This is a genomic window from Methanofollis tationis, from assembly GCF_013377755.1.
Lineage (GTDB): Archaea > Halobacteriota > Methanomicrobia > Methanomicrobiales > Methanofollaceae > Methanofollis > Methanofollis tationis.
In genome coordinates this window covers 507,508-523,348 of sequence record NZ_JABXWR010000001.1, presented here as the reverse complement: position 1 = coordinate 523,348, position 15,841 = coordinate 507,508, and the positions used below count along the sequence as shown (strand labels likewise).

Below are 15,841 nucleotides of genomic sequence, written 5' to 3'. Positions count from 1 at the left end.
AGGCATCAGGGGATCATCCGTTCGATCGACATCACCAGAATGTCGCGGGCGCCCGAGCGCTTCAGCTGGGTGATCAGCTGGTAGACGCACTCCTCGCGCACGACGGCGTGCACCGCCACAAGCCCCTCGTGGGAGGCGACGTCCATCACCGTCGGGCCGCCGAGGCCAGGGAGGATCCGCTCGACCTCGGGCAGGGCGTCCCGGTTGACGTTCATCATGATGTAGCACTGGCCCTTCGCCCTGACCACGCTTTCGAGGGCGAGGACCACTTCCTGGATCTTCTCCGCCTTCTGCTCAAGCGAGGCCGGGTTTGCGATCACCTCGGTGTTCGTGCTGAGCACCTCGCCGAGGATGCGCATCCGGTTTGTCTGGAGGGTGGTGCCGGTGCTTGTCAGGTCGACGATGGCGTCGGCGATGCCGAGATAGGGCGTCGCCTCGCAGGCCCCCCCGACCGGGACGATCGTCACCGAGACGCCGAACCGCTCAAAGTACGCCCGGGTGATGTTCGGGAACTCGGTGGCGATCCTGGCGCCGTCGAGGTCTTTCACGCCGGCGACAGAGGCGTCCTCGGGCACGGCCACCACCAGGGTCGCCCGCCCCATCTTCAGGTCGAGGAGCTCCTCGACGACCGAGCCGCGCTCGTGAACCATATCCAGCCCGGTGATCCCGATATCGGCGGCGCCGTTGGCCACGTACTCGGGGATGTCGATAGGGCGGGCAAAGAGCACCTCGATATCGGGGTCGACGGTCTTTGCAACGAGCTTGCGCTCTCCGGTCTCCCTGAGGTGGATGCCGCTCTTCTCCACAAGGTCGCGGATGGGCTGTGCGATCCGTCCTTTGTTCGGGATCGCAAGGCGGATTTTAGTGGTGCCGGTCATATCCTCTCTTCCTGCGGGCATGGAAATACTATCTTAGAAGGTCTTCAGGTCGCCCCTGATGACCTTCTCGGTGATGCTGCCGATGTTTTCGAGCCCGGTGTCGATGATCGCATCGATGGCAGGCTTGATCGCTGCCAGTTCCACGCCGGCCTTCGGGATCACCTGGACACCGGCAACGAGGGGCTGGTCGATCGGGTGGCCGATCTGGGAGAGGAGCCTGATGTAGATCTCATCGATGTCGTCGATCTCGGCGACGCAGGTGTTTGCGAGCTGGGTGGAGAGGAGGTTGTATATCTTGCCGATATGGTTGATCGGGTTCTTGCCGCTCGTCGCCTCCATGCTCATCGGTCTGCACGGGGTGATCAGCCCGTTGCAGCGGTTGCCGCGGCCGACCGAACCGTCGTCGCCCATCTCGGCCGAGGTGCCGTTTACGGTCAGGAAGACGACGCCGTTCGAGATGTCGTCGGCGGTGTTCACGTCGATGTGCACCTTCCGGTCGGTGAACTTCGGGGCGATGCCCTCGATCGTCTCCTTGAGCCTGGCAATCGTCTCGACGTACTCGCCGATGTCGGCGAGGTAGCGGTCGACCATCGCCACCGCAAGGGTGAGGGTGATGGCGTCGCCGTCACGGAGTCCCATGACCTTGATGTCGGTGCCGATCGCCGGGTTCCGGGGGCGGTAGACCTCGTCGATATAGTCGGAGACGCCCTTGGTCAGGCTCTCGGTCTCGCTGAAGGGGGCGTGGCCGACGCCGAAGGAGGTGTCGTTCGCCCGCATCATGGCCGAGCCGCCGCAGGTCTTGAAGACGTCGCGCAGGTCGGTCGAGCCGGTCCCCATGCGGCAGTCGACGATGATGTCGCGCTCAAGGTTCATGATGGGGATGATGCTCTTGACATAGGAGCGGGCCGCTTCGACGGCGATAGAGTCTGCCGGGATATTGATGCCGTCGAAGGTCTTGGTGGCGCGGCCGGTGAGGAGGGCGTAGATCGGCCGGACGATCTTGCCGCCGCCGAAACGGGGAAGGGATTCGCCGGCGACGATCTCGCCCTGGTCGGTGTTGTGGTGCAGGTAGACCCCGCACTCCTCGATATAGGCCCGGCAGAGCGCACGGGATATCGCTTCGGCGATGCCGTCGGCAATGCTGTCCGGGTGGCCGATGCACTTCCGCTCGACCAGTTCGATCTGCTGCTGTTCGATAGGTGTCTGCGCGATCCGCTCTACCCTGATGTTTCTGATCATCTCATCCCTCATGTCAAAGAATAATTAATTACAACGATCGGGTCTCATTTAACCGTTTCTATAATTACCTCTACCCGGGGTTGCTGCTCCTAAAGCGGCCCGGGCAGGGCGTTAAAGGAAAATGCGTATTTCTCCCGTGAAAAGGGTGAGGCCCCGTATATTCGTAGGAGTAATTTTTTGGCCCCTCTGGACCGGGGCATTTCTCGCGCGAGGGGTTAGTTCCCCCTGACCTTCGCACCCTATATCCCGCTGGAGACGACCCGATCGGGGTGAGGGGCCGGGCGGCGGTCAATCGCTACTGGGACGAGGTGCTGGGCGGAAACAAGTGAGGGTTCAGGGCAACCGGCTGGGCCTGGAGAGGAAGGAAGGATCGCCCCCCTCAACTCTCCTCCGTGTAGAGCCAGCTCCGGTATTCGGGCGCCATGTCCTTCATGTCCTCGTACAGCCAGACCATCCGGTCCAGGAACCAGAGTTTGCTCAGGTAGACGACCGCAGCGCCGAAGAGGGGGGGCCAGACTTCGAGGGCGTAGACGCCCCAGATCACAGAGAGCATCCCGATACCCGAGCACGCCGAGAGGATCTTCGGCGCCCTGCGGTGGCGCCCGGGCACCGGCACCGCCTTCCGGTTCAGCCAGACCCGTTCGCCGAGCACCGCCTTCGATGCCCAGTTCTCCGTCGATTCGGGGCGGACAAAGAGCCGGGGGTTGATCCAGGTCCAGATCCCCGCAACGGCGATCGGGAGCAGAGACCACAGGCCCAGCCACACACGGCTCCAGAAGGCAAGGATCAGGAGCGGGAGGACGGTGTTCCTGGTCCAGACGCTCCACGGGTTTGCGTGCCTGGCCCAGGTCTCCTCGTCCATCTGGAAGGCCGAGGCGATGGTTCGCTCTATCGTCACGAACGAACTCTTGACGATGGCGAGATTTACAGGTTGCGCCCGCGCTCAGGGAACGCCACCCGCGGCCGCCTGACCACAAAGGAGGCGTCGAGGTTCTCGACCATGCGCCTGGCCACTGTGACCGGGATGCCGATGGCCAGGACCTCGGGCGGCAGGGCATGGTTTACCGTCGGGTCGGTGGGGCCCATGAAAGCAGCGTCTCGCGGGGCTCCGGCGGCCATGCCGGCCGGATAGGAGACGAAGGTCGCACATGCCGGCCCCCAGGGGGCGAGTACCGGGGAGAAGGGGTCGGGGCGGTCGAAGTGGACGAGGGCGGCGATGTTCCTGACCGCCTCGGCGGTGCCGAAGAGGCAGATCGACCGCACAGGGGTGTCCCCCAGAACGCTCAGGCAGGGCCTGATCACCAGGTAGCGCCCGGGCGGGGTGACCGGCCCGGCCCGCTCGAAACAGGCGCCGACGAGTGCGGGGTCGGCCTTCAGGTACTCGGCCGCACCGCCCCGCACGTCAGACCGTCCGGTGGAGACAAACCAGCGGATATCTTCTGAACGTCCGGCAAGCCCCATATGGGCGAGGCCGCCAGGGCAGCACCCCGCATTCGCCTCTTCGCCAAGATAGAATGCAGGGGCGTCCGTCCTGCCCGTTGCCATGCGATACATGGCGACGGCGATGCAGCGGTGGACCGACGGGAGGGGGACGGCGTCGGCCGGCGCCTCCTCGGAGCCGCATATGGCGAGGGGCGCTGCCGAGAGCCGAAACGCCCCGGCAAGCCGCCCGCCGATCTCAGAAACGGCTGAGTGGGTCATGCATATTCACCTCTCATGGAGAGGGGGTGGGCGGCCCGGAAGAGAAAGGTATCGACGGCCTTCTCATTTCAGCAGGGCGGAGAGATGCTCGTCCATGACCACGCCGTCCTTTGTGATCGCCGAACGGTGGACGGCTTCGAGGCAGAAACCGCACTTCTCCAGCACCCGCATCGACGCCGGTTTGCTCTCGAAAACGCCTGCCTGGAGACGGACGATCGGGAATAGGTCGAAGGCGAGCGGGATCATCGCACGAACCGCATCGGTGGCGATCCCCCTGTCCCAGTGCTCCTCTGAGAGCCAGTAGCCGATCTCGGCCGTCCCGCGGTAGACGTCGGCGAGGGGGTGAACGCCGATGCCCCCCACCGCCTCGCCGTCCACCTCGATTGCCAGCAGGAGGGCGGAGCAGTTCTGCGTCGCCATCGCAATGAACCGTTCAGCATCGCCCGGCGTATAGGGGTGGGGGAATGCGTCCCGCATGCAGCGGGCGATCCGCGGGTTGTCGGCATGACGGCAGAGGGAGACGGCGTCATCGGGGGTCCAGTCGCGGAGGACGGATGTGGGGGTTGGACGATGCATGGGAGCCACCTGATCGATCTGGCATCTGCCGTCCGATAAAGAGATCTGCTGCAGGCGCCTGCATAGTCTAAAAAAAGGAGAGGGGACCGTCACTCCAGCATGGCCGTCCCTTCAGGCGTCCATGCCGGGTCGACGAAACTCAGGAGCGTCGCGTTCGACGCTGCAACGTTCCGGTAGCCCTTCACCTGACCGGGGGGAACATAGGCGGCGCTCCCGGTCGGCACCCGGACCGATCCCGCATCAGGGGTGAAGACCTCGACCTCGCCGCCGAGCACGACGATCACCTCGGACGACCGGTTGAGCCGGTTGAACCCGATCGAACCGCCGGGGAGAAGTTCGACATATGCGACGCTGTACGGGAGCGGGAAGCTGATCTCGTCCATCAGCACCGAGTTTGCAAGGGTGTAGATCATCATCTCAGACCCGAGGTCCCACTCGATCCCCTGCCGCGGGTCAGGGATGACGACCGGCACGCAGGCCGTCGTGACGGTGAGCGCCGCCAGTCCCTCCCCCGAGACCTCGTTCGCCGCCGCAAAGGGCGGAGAGACGGCGTCGATATACCGGAGTTCGCGATCGCCGGCGGCGGCGATCGACTGCAGCACCCCTTCGGACAGGAGGACGGTCTCGCCCTCGCGGGCGACGACCGTGCTGTTGTCGCACCTGATCTCCGCCGCACCGGCGATCACGTGGACAAACTCCGCGCTCCCGATCAACCGGTGCGGGGACGTTGCATTGCCCGCCGGGATGGCGACCAGGCCCATGCTGTAGTTTGTCCGGATATCGGGCGTCTCGTCGCCGATGATCCCGGTGTAAGTGCCCTGACCGCCGAAGATGGCAAAGCCTTCCGGCGGCGTGATCAGGCGGACGCCCTCTCCCTCCTCTGCCTGAGGGGGGCTCGCCGTGAGGCACCCCGCAGAGAGGAGGACGCAGGCGAAGATGAGAAAGAGAATCCTCTGCATGGGTAGATACTCTGCACCGGGAAAAATAAATCAGTTGTCCGCGGTAGCGGTATAACCGCGGGAAGGGCTCTGCCCGTTCAGATCATCATCCCGATCTCAGGTGCCCCCTCATCCCCGGCGTCGAGATAATCGGGATGAACCTCCTGCCGTGCAAGGAATGCAAGGACCAGCACCACGACGGCGACGATGAACGCACCAAAAAAGGCGATGTCAAAACCTGCAGATAACAGGTGCATCTTCACCTCTACGGGAGACTGCATGGTGATATCCCGGTTCTCGGCGATCCGCAGCACGCCCTGGACGAAGATCAGGTTGAAGATCGCGATCCCGATCGTCATCGGGGCGAACCGCTCCAGGCTCGTCAGGCTCGAGACCATCCCCTGGTATCTCTTCGCGACCGAGTTCATGATCATATTCGAGACCGGGGTGACCATCAGGCCGAGACCGAACCCGATGACGATCAGGGCGGCCACGACATAGGCGATGGTGGTATTCGCCTGGAGATGGGTCATCATAGAATACCCGGCCGCGATGATCGCCGCCGCAGCGATGGCGAGTATTCTGCCCCCGACACGGTTGTACAGGAGCCCGGCCGCAAGACCCGAGACCATCATCGCAAACGAGAGGGAGGTGAGGACCATCCCGGCCGCGGAGATCTCATAGCCCAGGACGTACTGGAGGTAAAACGGCAGCAGGTAGTTGATGCCGGAGAAGCCGAAGAAGACCAGCACCAGGATCAGGTTGGTGAGGAGGAAGTTCCTCTTCCCAAAGAGCCCCAGTTCAAGAAGGGGTTCAGCGGCGTGCAGTTCGCGCCAGACGAAGAGGCCGAGCGAGACCGCCGCCACCGCACCCGAGACCAGGATCGCCGGCGAGGTCCATCCCAGCACCTCGCCCTCCGACACGGCAAAGAGGAGGGCAGCAAGGCCGATGAAGATGAATGCCGCACCTGACCGGTCGAAGCCTGAAAGTGTTGCATTCCGGTCGCTCTGGCCCGGGATCGCCTTCATCCCGACGATCACGGAGAGGATGCCGATCGGGACGTTGATGAAGAAGATCCAGTGCCATGAGATATACTGGGTGAGCAGACCCCCGATCGTGGGGCCGATCGCCGTGCCGAGCGCTGCGACGGTCATGATAATGCCCATCGCTTTTCCCTTCTGCTCCATCGGGATGAAGGCCGTGACCATCGCGGGGGCGATCGCCGAGATCATCGCCCCGCCGATGCCCTGGAACGCCCGCGACCCCACGAGGACGTAGAACGAGTCGAGCAGTTCGGGGAGGAAGCCACAGGCAAAAGAGCCGAGGGTGAAGACGACAAAACCGGAGAGAAATATTCTCTTATATCCGATGAAATCAGAAATTTTGCCGAAGATCAGCACGCACCCCGCCATGACGAGGAGGTATGCGGTGGCGACCCAGGTGACGGCGCTCGTCGAGACGCCGAAGGACTCGGAGATCGTCGGGAGGGCGATATTGACGATCGTGCCGTCGAGCGACGACATGAAGATCGCAAGGGAGATGGAGAAAATCAATAAAAGGTAACTCTTCGACGAGGTAGTGTTCGTCTTTCCCATATGACGAACGGTATGAGATTCGCCGGTAATGAATCATCTGGTTTTTATCGTGCAGGGCGGAGGGGGAATATCCCGGCACCCCCCCCGCCCCTGCGTGAAGGCGTGCGGGATCCCCTTCAGGCGGGGGGTGCAGGGAGACGACGCCCGGAGCGCTCCCTGCATCTTCGCCTCTCTGGGGTGATGCCCTCCCCCGTGCGAGGAGGGCGGAGGCCGTCGGGAGGGACGCGATGATTCCCGCCACCGCGGGAGCGTATTTCTCGATGGCCGTCTCTTTTGTCAGGCCGGGTTCGGTGAACGCCCCGTCCCGGTAGCAGTGGATGCCTCTTAGAGGCTTAAAGAGTGAGTGGGGGAGGGAGGGCCTGATGATTTCAGCGGCAACGATGGTATGCGAGCCTCCCAACAGATCTGTGCTCAATTGTGCGGCATCGGGACCGGGGTGGGGAGCATGCCGGCGGGCATGGTCTCCCGCGATCCATGATCCTCGTTCATCCAGATCTCGATTGTCTCCGGCGAGGCAACCGATCAGGCGCTCTTCAATCGTGGTTCGTGGTTCTCAGGGCCGAAATGCCCCAGCTCACAGCGAGCAGAACGCCGCCGTCATAAAAAAGGAAGAGGGGGCAAACTCATTCAGGAAGTCCGCCACCCGGCGAAGGCACCCTCACCCCGAGATCCTGATATCCGACCGGATCGTGATCGTGCACGCCCCGTCCCGGAACACCCGCACCAGCCCACCGCTCTCCGAGACCGTCACCCCGACGGCCGGCATCACGGCGGTGATCGCCGCCGTCGCCCGGTGGCGCCCGCCAAGCCCGCCGGGGAGGTGGACGTCCTTTGCGTTCACGTCCATGTAACTCCCGGCCGTGGCGATCATCCCGCTCTTATCGACGATGAAGATGCCGTCGAGCTGGGCGAACTCCTTGACGCTCTCCCAGTTTTCGCGGTTCTTGATATCCCGGAGAGCCGCCGGGTGCCCCAGGTACGGGTTGAGGATCGCCTGGTGCGAGTGAGAGGCGATCGCCGCGGCGTCGCCGATGATAAAGGCGGTCCCGATCTTCCGGCCCTCCCGCCCCTCGACGGCGATTTCCATCGCCAGCTTGAGGACGGAGTACATCACGTCCTTATCGACGATGTCCTCATAACTCGTGAGGTCCACGAAGTTCCGCACCCGCTCCAGGTCGAAGATCAGGACCGCATACTGGAAGACGGCGACCACGGTCCCCTCCTCAAACCGCTTCGTCAGGTAGATCTGGACGGCGGCGTCGAGCATATGGTGCTCGCAGACCGAGACGATCTCGTACATCGTCAGGTCCCGCAGGATGTCGAGTTTGAGGTCCTGCACCCAGATCAACGGCACCTTCGACTGGCAGGTGCACGGGCGGGTGAAGGAGACGATCGCCCGCGCCCCGATCTCCTCGGCGATCTGGATCCCGGCATGCATCAGGAGTTCATCATTCATAGGAGGTCACGCAGCATACCAGGGATCTCCGACGGCCTGGACGCAACCGGGACTCCCAGGGTCTTCAGCCGCTCGATCTTCGAGCGGGCATCGCCCTCGCCACCCTCGATGATCGCTCCCGCATGCCCCATCCGCTTGTTCGGCGGGGCGGTGACGCCCGCGATATAGGATACAATCGGAAGGTCGGTCGAGCGGACACCCTCCTCCTCCAGGTTCCCGCCGACCTCGCCGATCAAGACGACCGCCTCGGTCTCCGGGTCCTCCTCGAATTGGGCGAGGACATCGGCGAAGGTCTGGCCGATCACCGGGTCGCCGCCGATCCCCACGATCGTCGACTGCCCGATCCCGGCCCGCGTCAGTTCGTCGACGACCTCGTAGGTGAGGGTGCCGCTCCGGGAGATCACCCCGACATGCCCCCTGGTCGCCAGGTGGGCCGGCATGATCCCGAGTTTCTGCTCGCCAGGCGAGAGCAGCCCCGGGCAGTTGGGGCCGATCACGGCGCACCCGCAGATCTCTGCATAGGCGATCGCCCGCATCGCGTCGTGCACCGGGATATGCTCGGTGATCGCCACGGCAAGGTCCAGGCCCGCATGGGCGGCCTCCATGATCGCATCCCCGGCCGCTCCGGCCGGCACGAAGATCACGGCCGTCTCGGCGTCCTGCTCGGCGAGCGCCTCCTTCGCCGAGGTGTAGACCGGCACGCCGCAGACCTCCTGTCCGCCCTTGCCGGGCGTCACGCCGGCGACGACCCCGCGCCCGCCGACCGAGCGGGCGTACTCGTTCATCAGGTTGATGTGGAAGGAGCCCTGCCTCCCGGTGGCCCCCCAGACGATCGTCCCGCTGTTCTTATCCCCGTAGATCATGCTGTCGCCTCCACGGCCGCCCTGACGGTCTCGTCCATGCTCCCGAGCATCCGGTATCCCTTCTCCGCGAGGAGTCGTCGTCCCTCCTCCTCGTTCGTCCCGGCCAGGCGGACGATCACCTCCTGCGAGACCCCGGCCTCGATGATCCCGCGGGCGACCTCGTCGCAGCGCGTGATCCCGCCGAGCAGGTTGACGATGATCACCCGCACCGAGGGCATCCCGGCGACCAGGCGGACTGCATGCTTCACCCGCTCCTGGTCGGCACCGCCGCCGACGTCCAGAAAGTTCGCCGCCCGGCCCCTGAAGTGGTCGATCAGGTCGAGGGTCGCCATCGTAAGCCCGGCGCCGTTGCCGATCACCCCGATCTCGCCCTCGAGTTCCACGTAGGAGAAGCCATGCTTCTCGGCCTCCTTCTCCCGCTCGGTGAGGTCGCGGTTGACCGCGATCCCCTGCCGCGCAAGGCTGTTGTCGTCGATGATCAGCTTCGCATCGGCGGCATAGATCCCGTTCGGTGTGGTGACCAGGGGGTTTATCTCGGCGAGCAGGGCGTCGTTCTTGCAGAAGACCCGGTAGAGCCGGTTCACGGCGTCCCGCACCCCTGCCGGGGCGGTGCCGGTCAGCTCCCGCAGGAGAAACGCCGGGACGTCAGCAAACAGGGGGGAGACCGCAACCGTCCTGATCGCGTCCGGGTTCGTCTTTGCTGTCTCCTCGATGTTTACCCCGCCGGTATCGGCGAAGAGGATCACCGGCTCTTTCTTCGAGCGGTCGATGGCGATCGAGACGTAATACTCGTGCTCGATCGGGAGGCGCTCCTCGATGAGGACGCTGTTGACCGGAACGCCCTTGATCGTGGCCCCGAAGAGGTGCTGCACCGCCTCGCCCGCATTCCCGGCGTCGGCCATCAGGACACCGCCGGCCTTGCCGCGGCCGCCGACGTCCACCTGCGCCTTGACGACGACCCGGTCCCCGATCTCCTCCAGGTGGGGGGGGAGGCCCTCGCCCTTCCTGACGACGACGCCCTTCGGTATCCTGATCCCTTCCCTGGCAAACACGTCTTTCGCTTCAAACTCAAGCAGTTTCATCCTTCACGCTCCTTTCTGCCGAGGTCGAAGCCGAGCCTCAGCGCCCGCATATTGAGGTCCTCGGTGCCCTTCGGGACCGAGTCGAGAACGGCCTTCTCGATCGCCGCCTCGGATACGACACCCGTCGCCGCGACCAGCGCCCCGAGCATCACGATGTTTGCGACGATCACCTTTTTAAGGGTGTTTTTCGCCTCGTAGGTCGCCGCCACCGCGTAATACTGGCATTTCGGCCGGTCCTGCACCAGTTCGGCGTCGAGAAGCATCACAGCGCTCTCCGGGGCGCCGGCGCCGTATTTCAGGAAACCTTCCTGTGACATGATCACGTAGATGTCAGGGCTCGTCACCTCAGGGTAGAGGATCGGGTCGTCGTCGATGATCACGGCGCTCATCGAGGCCCCGCCGCGGGCCTCAGGGCCGTAGACCTGCGTCTGCACGGCGTATTTGCCGTCGTGGATGGCGGCGGCCCGGCCCAGGATCACCGCCGAGAGGATGATCCCCTGCCCGCCAAAGCCCGAGAACCGCACTTCATGCCTCATTTCGGCACCCCCATTGCAGGCCTGTTCCGCCGCACGAACTCGCCAACCGGGAACGCTCCCGGCGGAAGGGGCGTGCCCTCATCCTGCATCCGCTGCCACCGCTGCCTCAGGACGGCGTGGTCGCGCATCCAGCCGACCATCGCCGCAGCATCGCGCAGTTTGTTTTTCCGGCCATATCCGGTCGGGCACTGGACGACCGCCTCGATCAGGGAGAAGCCCGGCGTCTCGAGCCCGTCATGGATCGCCTTCGTCAGTTCCTTCACGTGGTACGAGGTCCAGCGGGCGACATGGTTCGCCCCGGCCGCCACCGCAAGGGCGGCGAGGTCGAACGGGGGCTCGTTGCAGCCGTACGGCGTCGTCGTCGAGACCGCCCCGAGGGGCGTGCACGGGCTCCCCTGTCCGCCGGTCATCCCGTAGATGAAGTTGTTCATGCAGACCACCGTCAGGTCGATATTCCTGCGGCAGGCGTGGATGAAGTGGTTGCCTCCGATGGCGGCGAGGTCGCCGTCTCCGGTGAAGACCACCACATGGAGGTCTGGGCGGGAGAGTTTCACCCCGGTTGCAAAGGGGATCGCCCGCCCGTGGGTGGTGTGGAGGGAATCGGTGACGATATACCCGGGTGCACGGGACGAGCACCCGATCCCTGAGACGAAGACCGTGTTCTCCGGCGTCCAGCCCATGGCGTTCACGGCATTGAGGGTGCAGTTGATCACCGTCCCGTTCCCGCAGCCCGTGCAGTAGATATGGGGCAGGCGGTCCTGGCGGAACCAGTCCTGGTAGTTCATAGATATCCCTCCGCACAGGCGATCAACCGGTCGGGCGTATGCAGTTCGCCCCCGATCTCCGGGACCGAAACGACCGGGACAGTCGTGTGCCTGGCCGCCTCCCGCGCCATCTGCCCGAGGTTCAGTTCTGGCATCAGGAAGACCCGTGCGGATTTGAAGACGGCAAGGGCGAAGTCAGGGAAGGGCCAGACGACCCGCAGCCGCAGGTGGCCGACGCGTTCGTCGTCCATATCGTGGATCGCCTGCGCCACCGAGCGCACCGGGGCGCCGTACGAGATGAACACGACCTCGGCGTCCGGGTTCGTCACCGCGAAATCGGCCATCTCCTGGCGCGCCCCCTCGACCTTATTGACCAGGCGGGAGACCAGGCGCTCGTGGACGTGCGGGTCGGTCGACGAGGGGTAGCCGCGCTCGTCGTGGGTGAGGCCGGTCACGTGGACCCCGTAACCCTGGCCGAATGCCGGGAAACCCGGCACGCCGTCCTCGCCGGCGGCGAAGGGGAGCGAGCCCTTTTCGAGGGGCCTGCGGGGCACGATCTCGACGGCGTCCGGGATCTCGATCCGCTCGCGCATGTGCCCGATGATCTCGTCGGTCATCACAAAGGTCGGGACGCGGTAACGGTCGGCGAGGTTGAAGGCCTTCGCCGTCAGTTCGTACATCTCCTGCACCGAGGCCGGGCTGACGGCGATGACGCTCACGTCGCCGTGCGAGCCGAAACGGCACTGCATCATATCGCCCTGCGCCGCCCGCGTCGGCTGGCCGGTGCTCGGCCCCCCACGCTGGACGTCGACGACCACGCACGGGGTCTCGGTCATGATCGCATACCCGATGTTCTCCATCATCAGGGAGAACCCGGGGCCCGAGGTCGCCGTCATGGCGCGCGCGCCCGTCCACGACGCCCCGATCACCGAAGCGATGCTGGCGAGTTCGTCCTCCATCTGGATGAACGCCCCGCCGACCTTCGGCATCTTGCGCGCCATCAGTTCGGCGATCTCGGTGGACGGGGTGATCGGATACCCGCCGAAAAACCGGCAGCCGGCAGCGAGCGCCCCTTCTGCGCAGGCGGTGTTCCCCTGCATGAATTCAAGCCGCGTCAATACTCAATCACCACCTTTTCAGGGTTGTAGGGCTTCTCTTCCACCCAGCGGATCGCCTGGTCCGGGCAGATCATCTGGCAGACGCCGCAGAGCACCCGCCCGTAGAGTTTCTGCAGGCGGGAGTTCGTGCACCGTTCGGGCCGGTCGAGAACCGGCACCACGACGCCCCTCCGGTTCGGCGTCGTGCCCTCCTGGAAGATTTTATACGGGCAGACCAGGGTGCAGAGGTTGCAGCCTTTGCACCTGGTCTCGTCGATCATCAGCTTCATGTCAGGGATCCTTCTTTATGTATTGAACCGCTGTTCAAAATGTATCTTCGCCTCCTGTCCCACGTCGGCAAAGAGGTCTCCTCCGCAGGCGTCGATCCCGACGATCAGGGGCAGGTGGTCGAGTTCGATCTGCCAGACCGCCTCGGCCATGCCGAGATCCTCGTAATAGACGCCCACAAGACGCATGCGTGCGGCGGCCAGGGCGGCGCACCCGCCGGTGAAGGCAAGATAGACGCCGCGGCCAGAAAGCCCCTCCCGCACCGCCGGCCCCATGCCGCCCTTCCCGATGAGGGCGCGCACCCCTGCGTCCAGGAGAAAACCCGAGAGATCGTTCATGCGCGCCGAGGTGGTCGGGCCTGCGGCAACGACCCGGCCATCGGCGATCACCGGGCCGCAGTGGTAGACAGCAGCCCCCCGCGGATCGAAGGGGATGCCATCCTCCATCATGCGCAGGTGCGCCTCGTCCCGCGCCGTGTACACCGTGCCCGAGAGGGTGACCGCATCCCCGGCCCGCAAGGAGAGCACCTCGTCGCCGAGGGGCGTGGTGAGATGGATCATACTGCCACCCTCCTGGTCGCCCGCCGGTGCGCCCAGCACTGGACGTTCACCGCCACCGGCAGGGATGCGGTGTGGCAGTGCCCCTGCCGCACCTTCACGGCAAGGGCGGTCACGTCTCCGCCCAGCCCCATCGGCCCGATGCAGAGAGCGTTGACGGCGTCGCAGATCTCCTGTTCGTACGGCGTCATCGTATCGATCGAGAGAAGGAGCGCCTCTTTCGCCCGCGCCGCCGCCCCGTCGAAGGTCGAACCGATCCCGATCCCGAGCACCACCGGCGGACAGGGTTTTCCGCCCGCGAGCAGGACGGTCTCGGTCGCAAACCGTGCGACAGACCCGACCTGCGAGGGGAGGAGCATCGCGATCCGCGAACAGTTCTCGGCGCCCGCCCCCTTGGGAAGAACGGTGATCGTCAGGTCGTCGCCCGGCGTCACGTGGACGGCCGGCATCCCGCCGCCGGTGTTGTCCCCGGTGTTCTGCCGGGTGAGGGGATCGACCACGTTCGGGCGGAGGGGGACCGCCACCGTCGCCCGCCGCACCCCTTCGGCCACCGCTTCACGAAGTTCAGGGGTGAACGGCACCGTCGGCGGCAGGGTCAGGTAGACGACCGGCACCCCGGTGTCCTGGCAGATGGGCAGCGCATGCTCGCCGGCATAGCGCACATTCTCCAGGATGTTCTCGATCTGAGTGCGGGCGATCGGGTTTCTCTCCCGTTCGAGCGCCCCTTCGATCGCCCCCAGCACGTCGGCCGGAAGCGTGGTCTCTGCTTCCTCAAGCGCAGATGCGGTCGCAGAAGCCACCGCTTCTAAAAGTCTGGATGCCCCTCTCTCCATCATCGCTTATAATGGATGACAGGGCTAAAAAATATGCTGTCCCTCTCCCTTTTCCCTCCGAAAAGAGAAAAAAGAAGGGAAAGAAAAACCGTTTAGTTCTGATTTTTCTCTGAGATAACAATGCGGATGGGCGTCGGGAGCTTGTAGCCGCCGTGCTTGAGGGCGTCCTTCGCCTTCTCGAGGTACTGCGGGCTGGTGTAGACGGTAAAGACCTTCTGACCCGGGATCACCCGGGCGGCCGTACCGACCGCCTTGCCGAACGCAAGCCGCATCCCTTCTGAGACACGGTCTGCACCGGCGCCGGTCGCCTGTTTGTTCTCACGCAGCACATGGTGAGGGTAGGTGCGGAGCTTGAGGTGATAGTTCGCACGCCCCACATCCTTCATCAGGCGCCTGTTGATGTTAATACGCGCCGCTTCGAGAGCGGTGTGACGGATCTGACAGCCCTCGACAACCTGAAGGGTCGCTTCGGCCGGGAACTGCGCCCCGGGGTTGCCCATTTCGAACTGAACAATCTTGCTGCCGGGCACACCGCCCATATATTCTCGCCTGGTGTATGCCTTCTTAGCGAGATTCCTGTACATTACTCCTGGTTTTCGTACCATATCTCACAACGCCTCGCCGTAAGTTAGTGCTTTATAACATGGAGATTTTTCGTAATAAAGGTTACTGGGAGGATTCTCCCGTGTTCTGGATCAGAGCGAGGACATATCTCCTCACCTGCGCGAACTCGACGCTCGTCCGGTCTCGCGGCCTCGCGAGGGGGACGTCGACGATCTCCCTGATCTTCGACGGACGGGTCGAGAGGACAAATATGCGGTCAGAGAGGAAAACAGCTTCGTCCACCGAATGCGTCACGAAGATCACGATCTTCTTCGTCTTCTCCCAGATCTCGAGGAGTTCGGTCTGCATCGCGTTCCTGGTCTGGGCATCCAGCGCCCCGAAGGGCTCGTCCATCAGGAGCACCGCGGGCTCGACGGCGAGCGCACGCGCCACCGCCACCCGCTGGCGCATCCCGCCGGAGAGCTCGTACGGGTACGAGGTCTCGAACTCGTCGAGGCCGACGAGGTGGAGATATTTCCGTGCGGCCGCATAGCGCGCATCTTTCTCCACCCCCTGGACCTCAAGGCCGAAGGCGATGTTGTCCAGCACCGTCCGCCAGGGATAGAGCGAGTACTCCTGGAAGATCATCGCCATCTTCGGCGAGGGGCCGACGATCTCTTTCCCACCGAGTTCGGCCTTTCCGCCGGTCGGCGTGTCCAGGCCCGCGATGATCCGGAGAAGCGTCGTCTTGCCGCACCCCGAGGGGCCGACGATGCAGACGAACTCCTTATCCCGTATGGTGAAGGTGACGTCGCCGAGGGCGTCGACCCGCTCGCCTTTGCTCGTGACAAAGGATTTGCTGATGTGCTCGACGTTCAGTTCCATCTGCTCTTCC

General features: G+C 64.3%; 19 protein-coding genes. 1 reads left to right on the top strand and 18 read right to left on the bottom strand.

The genetic code is table 11. The annotated features are described in order from the left end of the window. Positions 1-5: 5 nt before the first annotated feature. The 7 genes from hisG to HWN36_RS02730 form a co-directional block, all read right to left on the bottom strand. A complete protein-coding gene (hisG, locus tag HWN36_RS02760; protein ID WP_176787968.1) occupies positions 6-878 on the bottom strand; it encodes an ATP phosphoribosyltransferase in 873 nt (290 codons plus the stop codon). Between the two features lie 33 nt (positions 879-911). Further along, positions 912-2,117 carry a methionine adenosyltransferase gene (locus HWN36_RS02755; RefSeq protein WP_176787967.1) on the bottom strand — a complete coding sequence of 402 codons (1,206 nt, stop codon included), beginning with the start codon at positions 2,115-2,117 and terminating at the stop codon, positions 912-914. Between the two features lie 379 nt (positions 2,118-2,496). Then, positions 2,497-3,015, bottom strand: a complete 519-nt coding sequence (locus HWN36_RS02750) for a DUF6653 family protein (protein WP_176787966.1) — start codon at positions 3,013-3,015, stop codon at positions 2,497-2,499. 26 nt (positions 3,016-3,041) lie between these two features. Further along, positions 3,042-3,818: a DUF169 domain-containing protein gene (locus HWN36_RS02745; RefSeq protein ID WP_176787965.1), complete on the bottom strand. Its 777-nt coding sequence runs from the start codon at positions 3,816-3,818 to the stop codon at positions 3,042-3,044. A gap of 63 nt (positions 3,819-3,881) precedes the next feature. Beyond that, positions 3,882-4,394, bottom strand: coding sequence for a GNAT family N-acetyltransferase (locus HWN36_RS02740; protein WP_176787964.1), 513 nt, complete (start codon positions 4,392-4,394; stop codon positions 3,882-3,884). Between the two features lie 89 nt (positions 4,395-4,483). Next, entirely contained in the window at positions 4,484-5,353 is an 870-nt protein-coding gene (locus HWN36_RS02735; protein ID WP_176787963.1) for a cupin domain-containing protein, read from the bottom strand. A gap of 77 nt (positions 5,354-5,430) precedes the next feature. After that, a complete protein-coding gene (locus tag HWN36_RS02730) occupies positions 5,431-6,927 on the bottom strand; it encodes an MFS transporter (protein ID WP_176787962.1) in 1,497 nt (498 codons plus the stop codon). A gap of 28 nt (positions 6,928-6,955) precedes the next feature. Here HWN36_RS02730 and HWN36_RS02725 point away from each other — a divergent pair, with 28 nt between their 5' ends. Further along, positions 6,956-7,108, top strand: a complete 153-nt coding sequence (locus HWN36_RS02725) for a hypothetical protein (RefSeq protein ID WP_176787961.1) — start codon at positions 6,956-6,958, stop codon at positions 7,106-7,108. 477 nt (positions 7,109-7,585) lie between these two features. Here the strand turns inward: HWN36_RS02725 and HWN36_RS02720 are convergent, their stop codons facing one another. The 11 genes from HWN36_RS02720 to HWN36_RS02670 all read right to left on the bottom strand — a co-directional run bounded on the left by HWN36_RS02720 (position 7,586) and on the right by HWN36_RS02670 (position 15,831). Beyond that, the gene (locus tag HWN36_RS02720; protein ID WP_176787960.1) at positions 7,586-8,383 is read right to left on the bottom strand and encodes a DNA integrity scanning protein DisA nucleotide-binding domain protein; all 798 of its coding nucleotides are present in this window, start codon (positions 8,381-8,383) and stop codon (positions 7,586-7,588) included. Continuing rightward, a complete protein-coding gene (gene sucD / locus HWN36_RS02715; protein ID WP_176787959.1) occupies positions 8,380-9,246 on the bottom strand; it encodes a succinate--CoA ligase subunit alpha in 867 nt (288 codons plus the stop codon). The genes HWN36_RS02720 and sucD overlap by 4 nt, the downstream gene beginning before the upstream one ends. Then, the gene (locus HWN36_RS02710) at positions 9,243-10,328 is read right to left on the bottom strand and encodes a succinate--CoA ligase subunit beta (protein ID WP_176787958.1); all 1,086 of its coding nucleotides are present in this window, start codon (positions 10,326-10,328) and stop codon (positions 9,243-9,245) included. The genes sucD and HWN36_RS02710 overlap by 4 nt, the downstream gene beginning before the upstream one ends. Beyond that, complete coding sequence (locus HWN36_RS02705) at positions 10,325-10,864, bottom strand: 2-oxoacid:acceptor oxidoreductase family protein (RefSeq protein WP_176787957.1); 540 nt, start codon at positions 10,862-10,864, stop codon at positions 10,325-10,327. Before HWN36_RS02705 ends, HWN36_RS02710 begins: the two co-directional genes overlap by 4 nt. After that, positions 10,861-11,649, bottom strand: a complete 789-nt coding sequence (locus HWN36_RS02700; RefSeq protein ID WP_176787956.1) for a thiamine pyrophosphate-dependent enzyme — start codon at positions 11,647-11,649, stop codon at positions 10,861-10,863. The genes HWN36_RS02705 and HWN36_RS02700 overlap by 4 nt, the downstream gene beginning before the upstream one ends. Further along, entirely contained in the window at positions 11,646-12,746 is a 1,101-nt protein-coding gene (locus tag HWN36_RS02695) for a 2-oxoacid:acceptor oxidoreductase subunit alpha (protein ID WP_176787955.1), read from the bottom strand. The genes HWN36_RS02700 and HWN36_RS02695 overlap by 4 nt, the downstream gene beginning before the upstream one ends. Then, on the bottom strand, positions 12,743-13,015 hold the full coding sequence (locus HWN36_RS02690; RefSeq protein ID WP_176787954.1) for a 4Fe-4S dicluster domain-containing protein: 273 nt from the start codon (positions 13,013-13,015) through the stop codon (positions 12,743-12,745). Before HWN36_RS02690 ends, HWN36_RS02695 begins: the two co-directional genes overlap by 4 nt. 15 nt (positions 13,016-13,030) lie before the next feature. Further along, positions 13,031-13,573 (bottom strand): FumA C-terminus/TtdB family hydratase beta subunit, encoded by a 543-nt coding sequence (locus HWN36_RS02685; protein WP_176787953.1) that lies wholly within the window; start codon positions 13,571-13,573, stop codon positions 13,031-13,033. Then, complete coding sequence (locus HWN36_RS02680) at positions 13,570-14,403, bottom strand: fumarate hydratase (protein ID WP_176787952.1); 834 nt, start codon at positions 14,401-14,403, stop codon at positions 13,570-13,572. Before HWN36_RS02680 ends, HWN36_RS02685 begins: the two co-directional genes overlap by 4 nt. 92 nt (positions 14,404-14,495) lie before the next feature. Then, positions 14,496-15,008, bottom strand: a complete 513-nt coding sequence (locus HWN36_RS02675; protein ID WP_176787951.1) for a 50S ribosomal protein L16 — start codon at positions 15,006-15,008, stop codon at positions 14,496-14,498. A 61-nt stretch (positions 15,009-15,069) separates the two neighbouring features. Beyond that, on the bottom strand, positions 15,070-15,831 hold the full coding sequence (locus HWN36_RS02670) for an ABC transporter ATP-binding protein (RefSeq protein WP_176787950.1): 762 nt from the start codon (positions 15,829-15,831) through the stop codon (positions 15,070-15,072). Between the last annotated feature and the right edge of the window lie 10 nt (positions 15,832-15,841).

Bases quoted from the DNA above. Each gene is read 5' to 3' on its own strand.
- hisG (WP_176787968.1), bottom strand. From the start codon at position 878: ATGACCGGCACCACTAAAATCCGCCTTGCGATCCCGAACAAAGGACGG.
- HWN36_RS02755 (WP_176787967.1), bottom strand. From the start codon at position 2,117: ATGATCAGAAACATCAGGGTAGAGCGGATCGCGCAGACACCTATCGAA.
- HWN36_RS02745 (WP_176787965.1), bottom strand. From the start codon at position 3,818: ATGACCCACTCAGCCGTTTCTGAGATCGGCGGGCGGCTTGCCGGGGCG.
- HWN36_RS02740 (WP_176787964.1), bottom strand. From the start codon at position 4,394: ATGCATCGTCCAACCCCCACATCCGTCCTCCGCGACTGGACCCCCGAT.
- HWN36_RS02735 (WP_176787963.1), bottom strand. From the start codon at position 5,353: ATGCAGAGGATTCTCTTTCTCATCTTCGCCTGCGTCCTCCTCTCTGCG.
- HWN36_RS02730 (WP_176787962.1), bottom strand. From the start codon at position 6,927: ATGGGAAAGACGAACACTACCTCGTCGAAGAGTTACCTTTTATTGATT.
- HWN36_RS02725 (WP_176787961.1), top strand. From the start codon at position 6,956: ATGAATCATCTGGTTTTTATCGTGCAGGGCGGAGGGGGAATATCCCGG.
- HWN36_RS02720 (WP_176787960.1), bottom strand. From the start codon at position 8,383: ATGAATGATGAACTCCTGATGCATGCCGGGATCCAGATCGCCGAGGAG.
- sucD (WP_176787959.1), bottom strand. From the start codon at position 9,246: ATGATCTACGGGGATAAGAACAGCGGGACGATCGTCTGGGGGGCCACC.
- HWN36_RS02710 (WP_176787958.1), bottom strand. From the start codon at position 10,328: ATGAAACTGCTTGAGTTTGAAGCGAAAGACGTGTTTGCCAGGGAAGGG.
- HWN36_RS02705 (WP_176787957.1), bottom strand. From the start codon at position 10,864: ATGAGGCATGAAGTGCGGTTCTCGGGCTTTGGCGGGCAGGGGATCATC.
- HWN36_RS02700 (WP_176787956.1), bottom strand. From the start codon at position 11,649: ATGAACTACCAGGACTGGTTCCGCCAGGACCGCCTGCCCCATATCTAC.
- HWN36_RS02690 (WP_176787954.1), bottom strand. From the start codon at position 13,015: ATGAAGCTGATGATCGACGAGACCAGGTGCAAAGGCTGCAACCTCTGC.
- HWN36_RS02685 (WP_176787953.1), bottom strand. From the start codon at position 13,573: ATGATCCATCTCACCACGCCCCTCGGCGACGAGGTGCTCTCCTTGCGG.
- HWN36_RS02680 (WP_176787952.1), bottom strand. From the start codon at position 14,403: ATGGAGAGAGGGGCATCCAGACTTTTAGAAGCGGTGGCTTCTGCGACC.
- HWN36_RS02675 (WP_176787951.1), bottom strand. From the start codon at position 15,008: ATGGTACGAAAACCAGGAGTAATGTACAGGAATCTCGCTAAGAAGGCA.
- HWN36_RS02670 (WP_176787950.1), bottom strand. From the start codon at position 15,831: ATGGAACTGAACGTCGAGCACATCAGCAAATCCTTTGTCACGAGCAAA.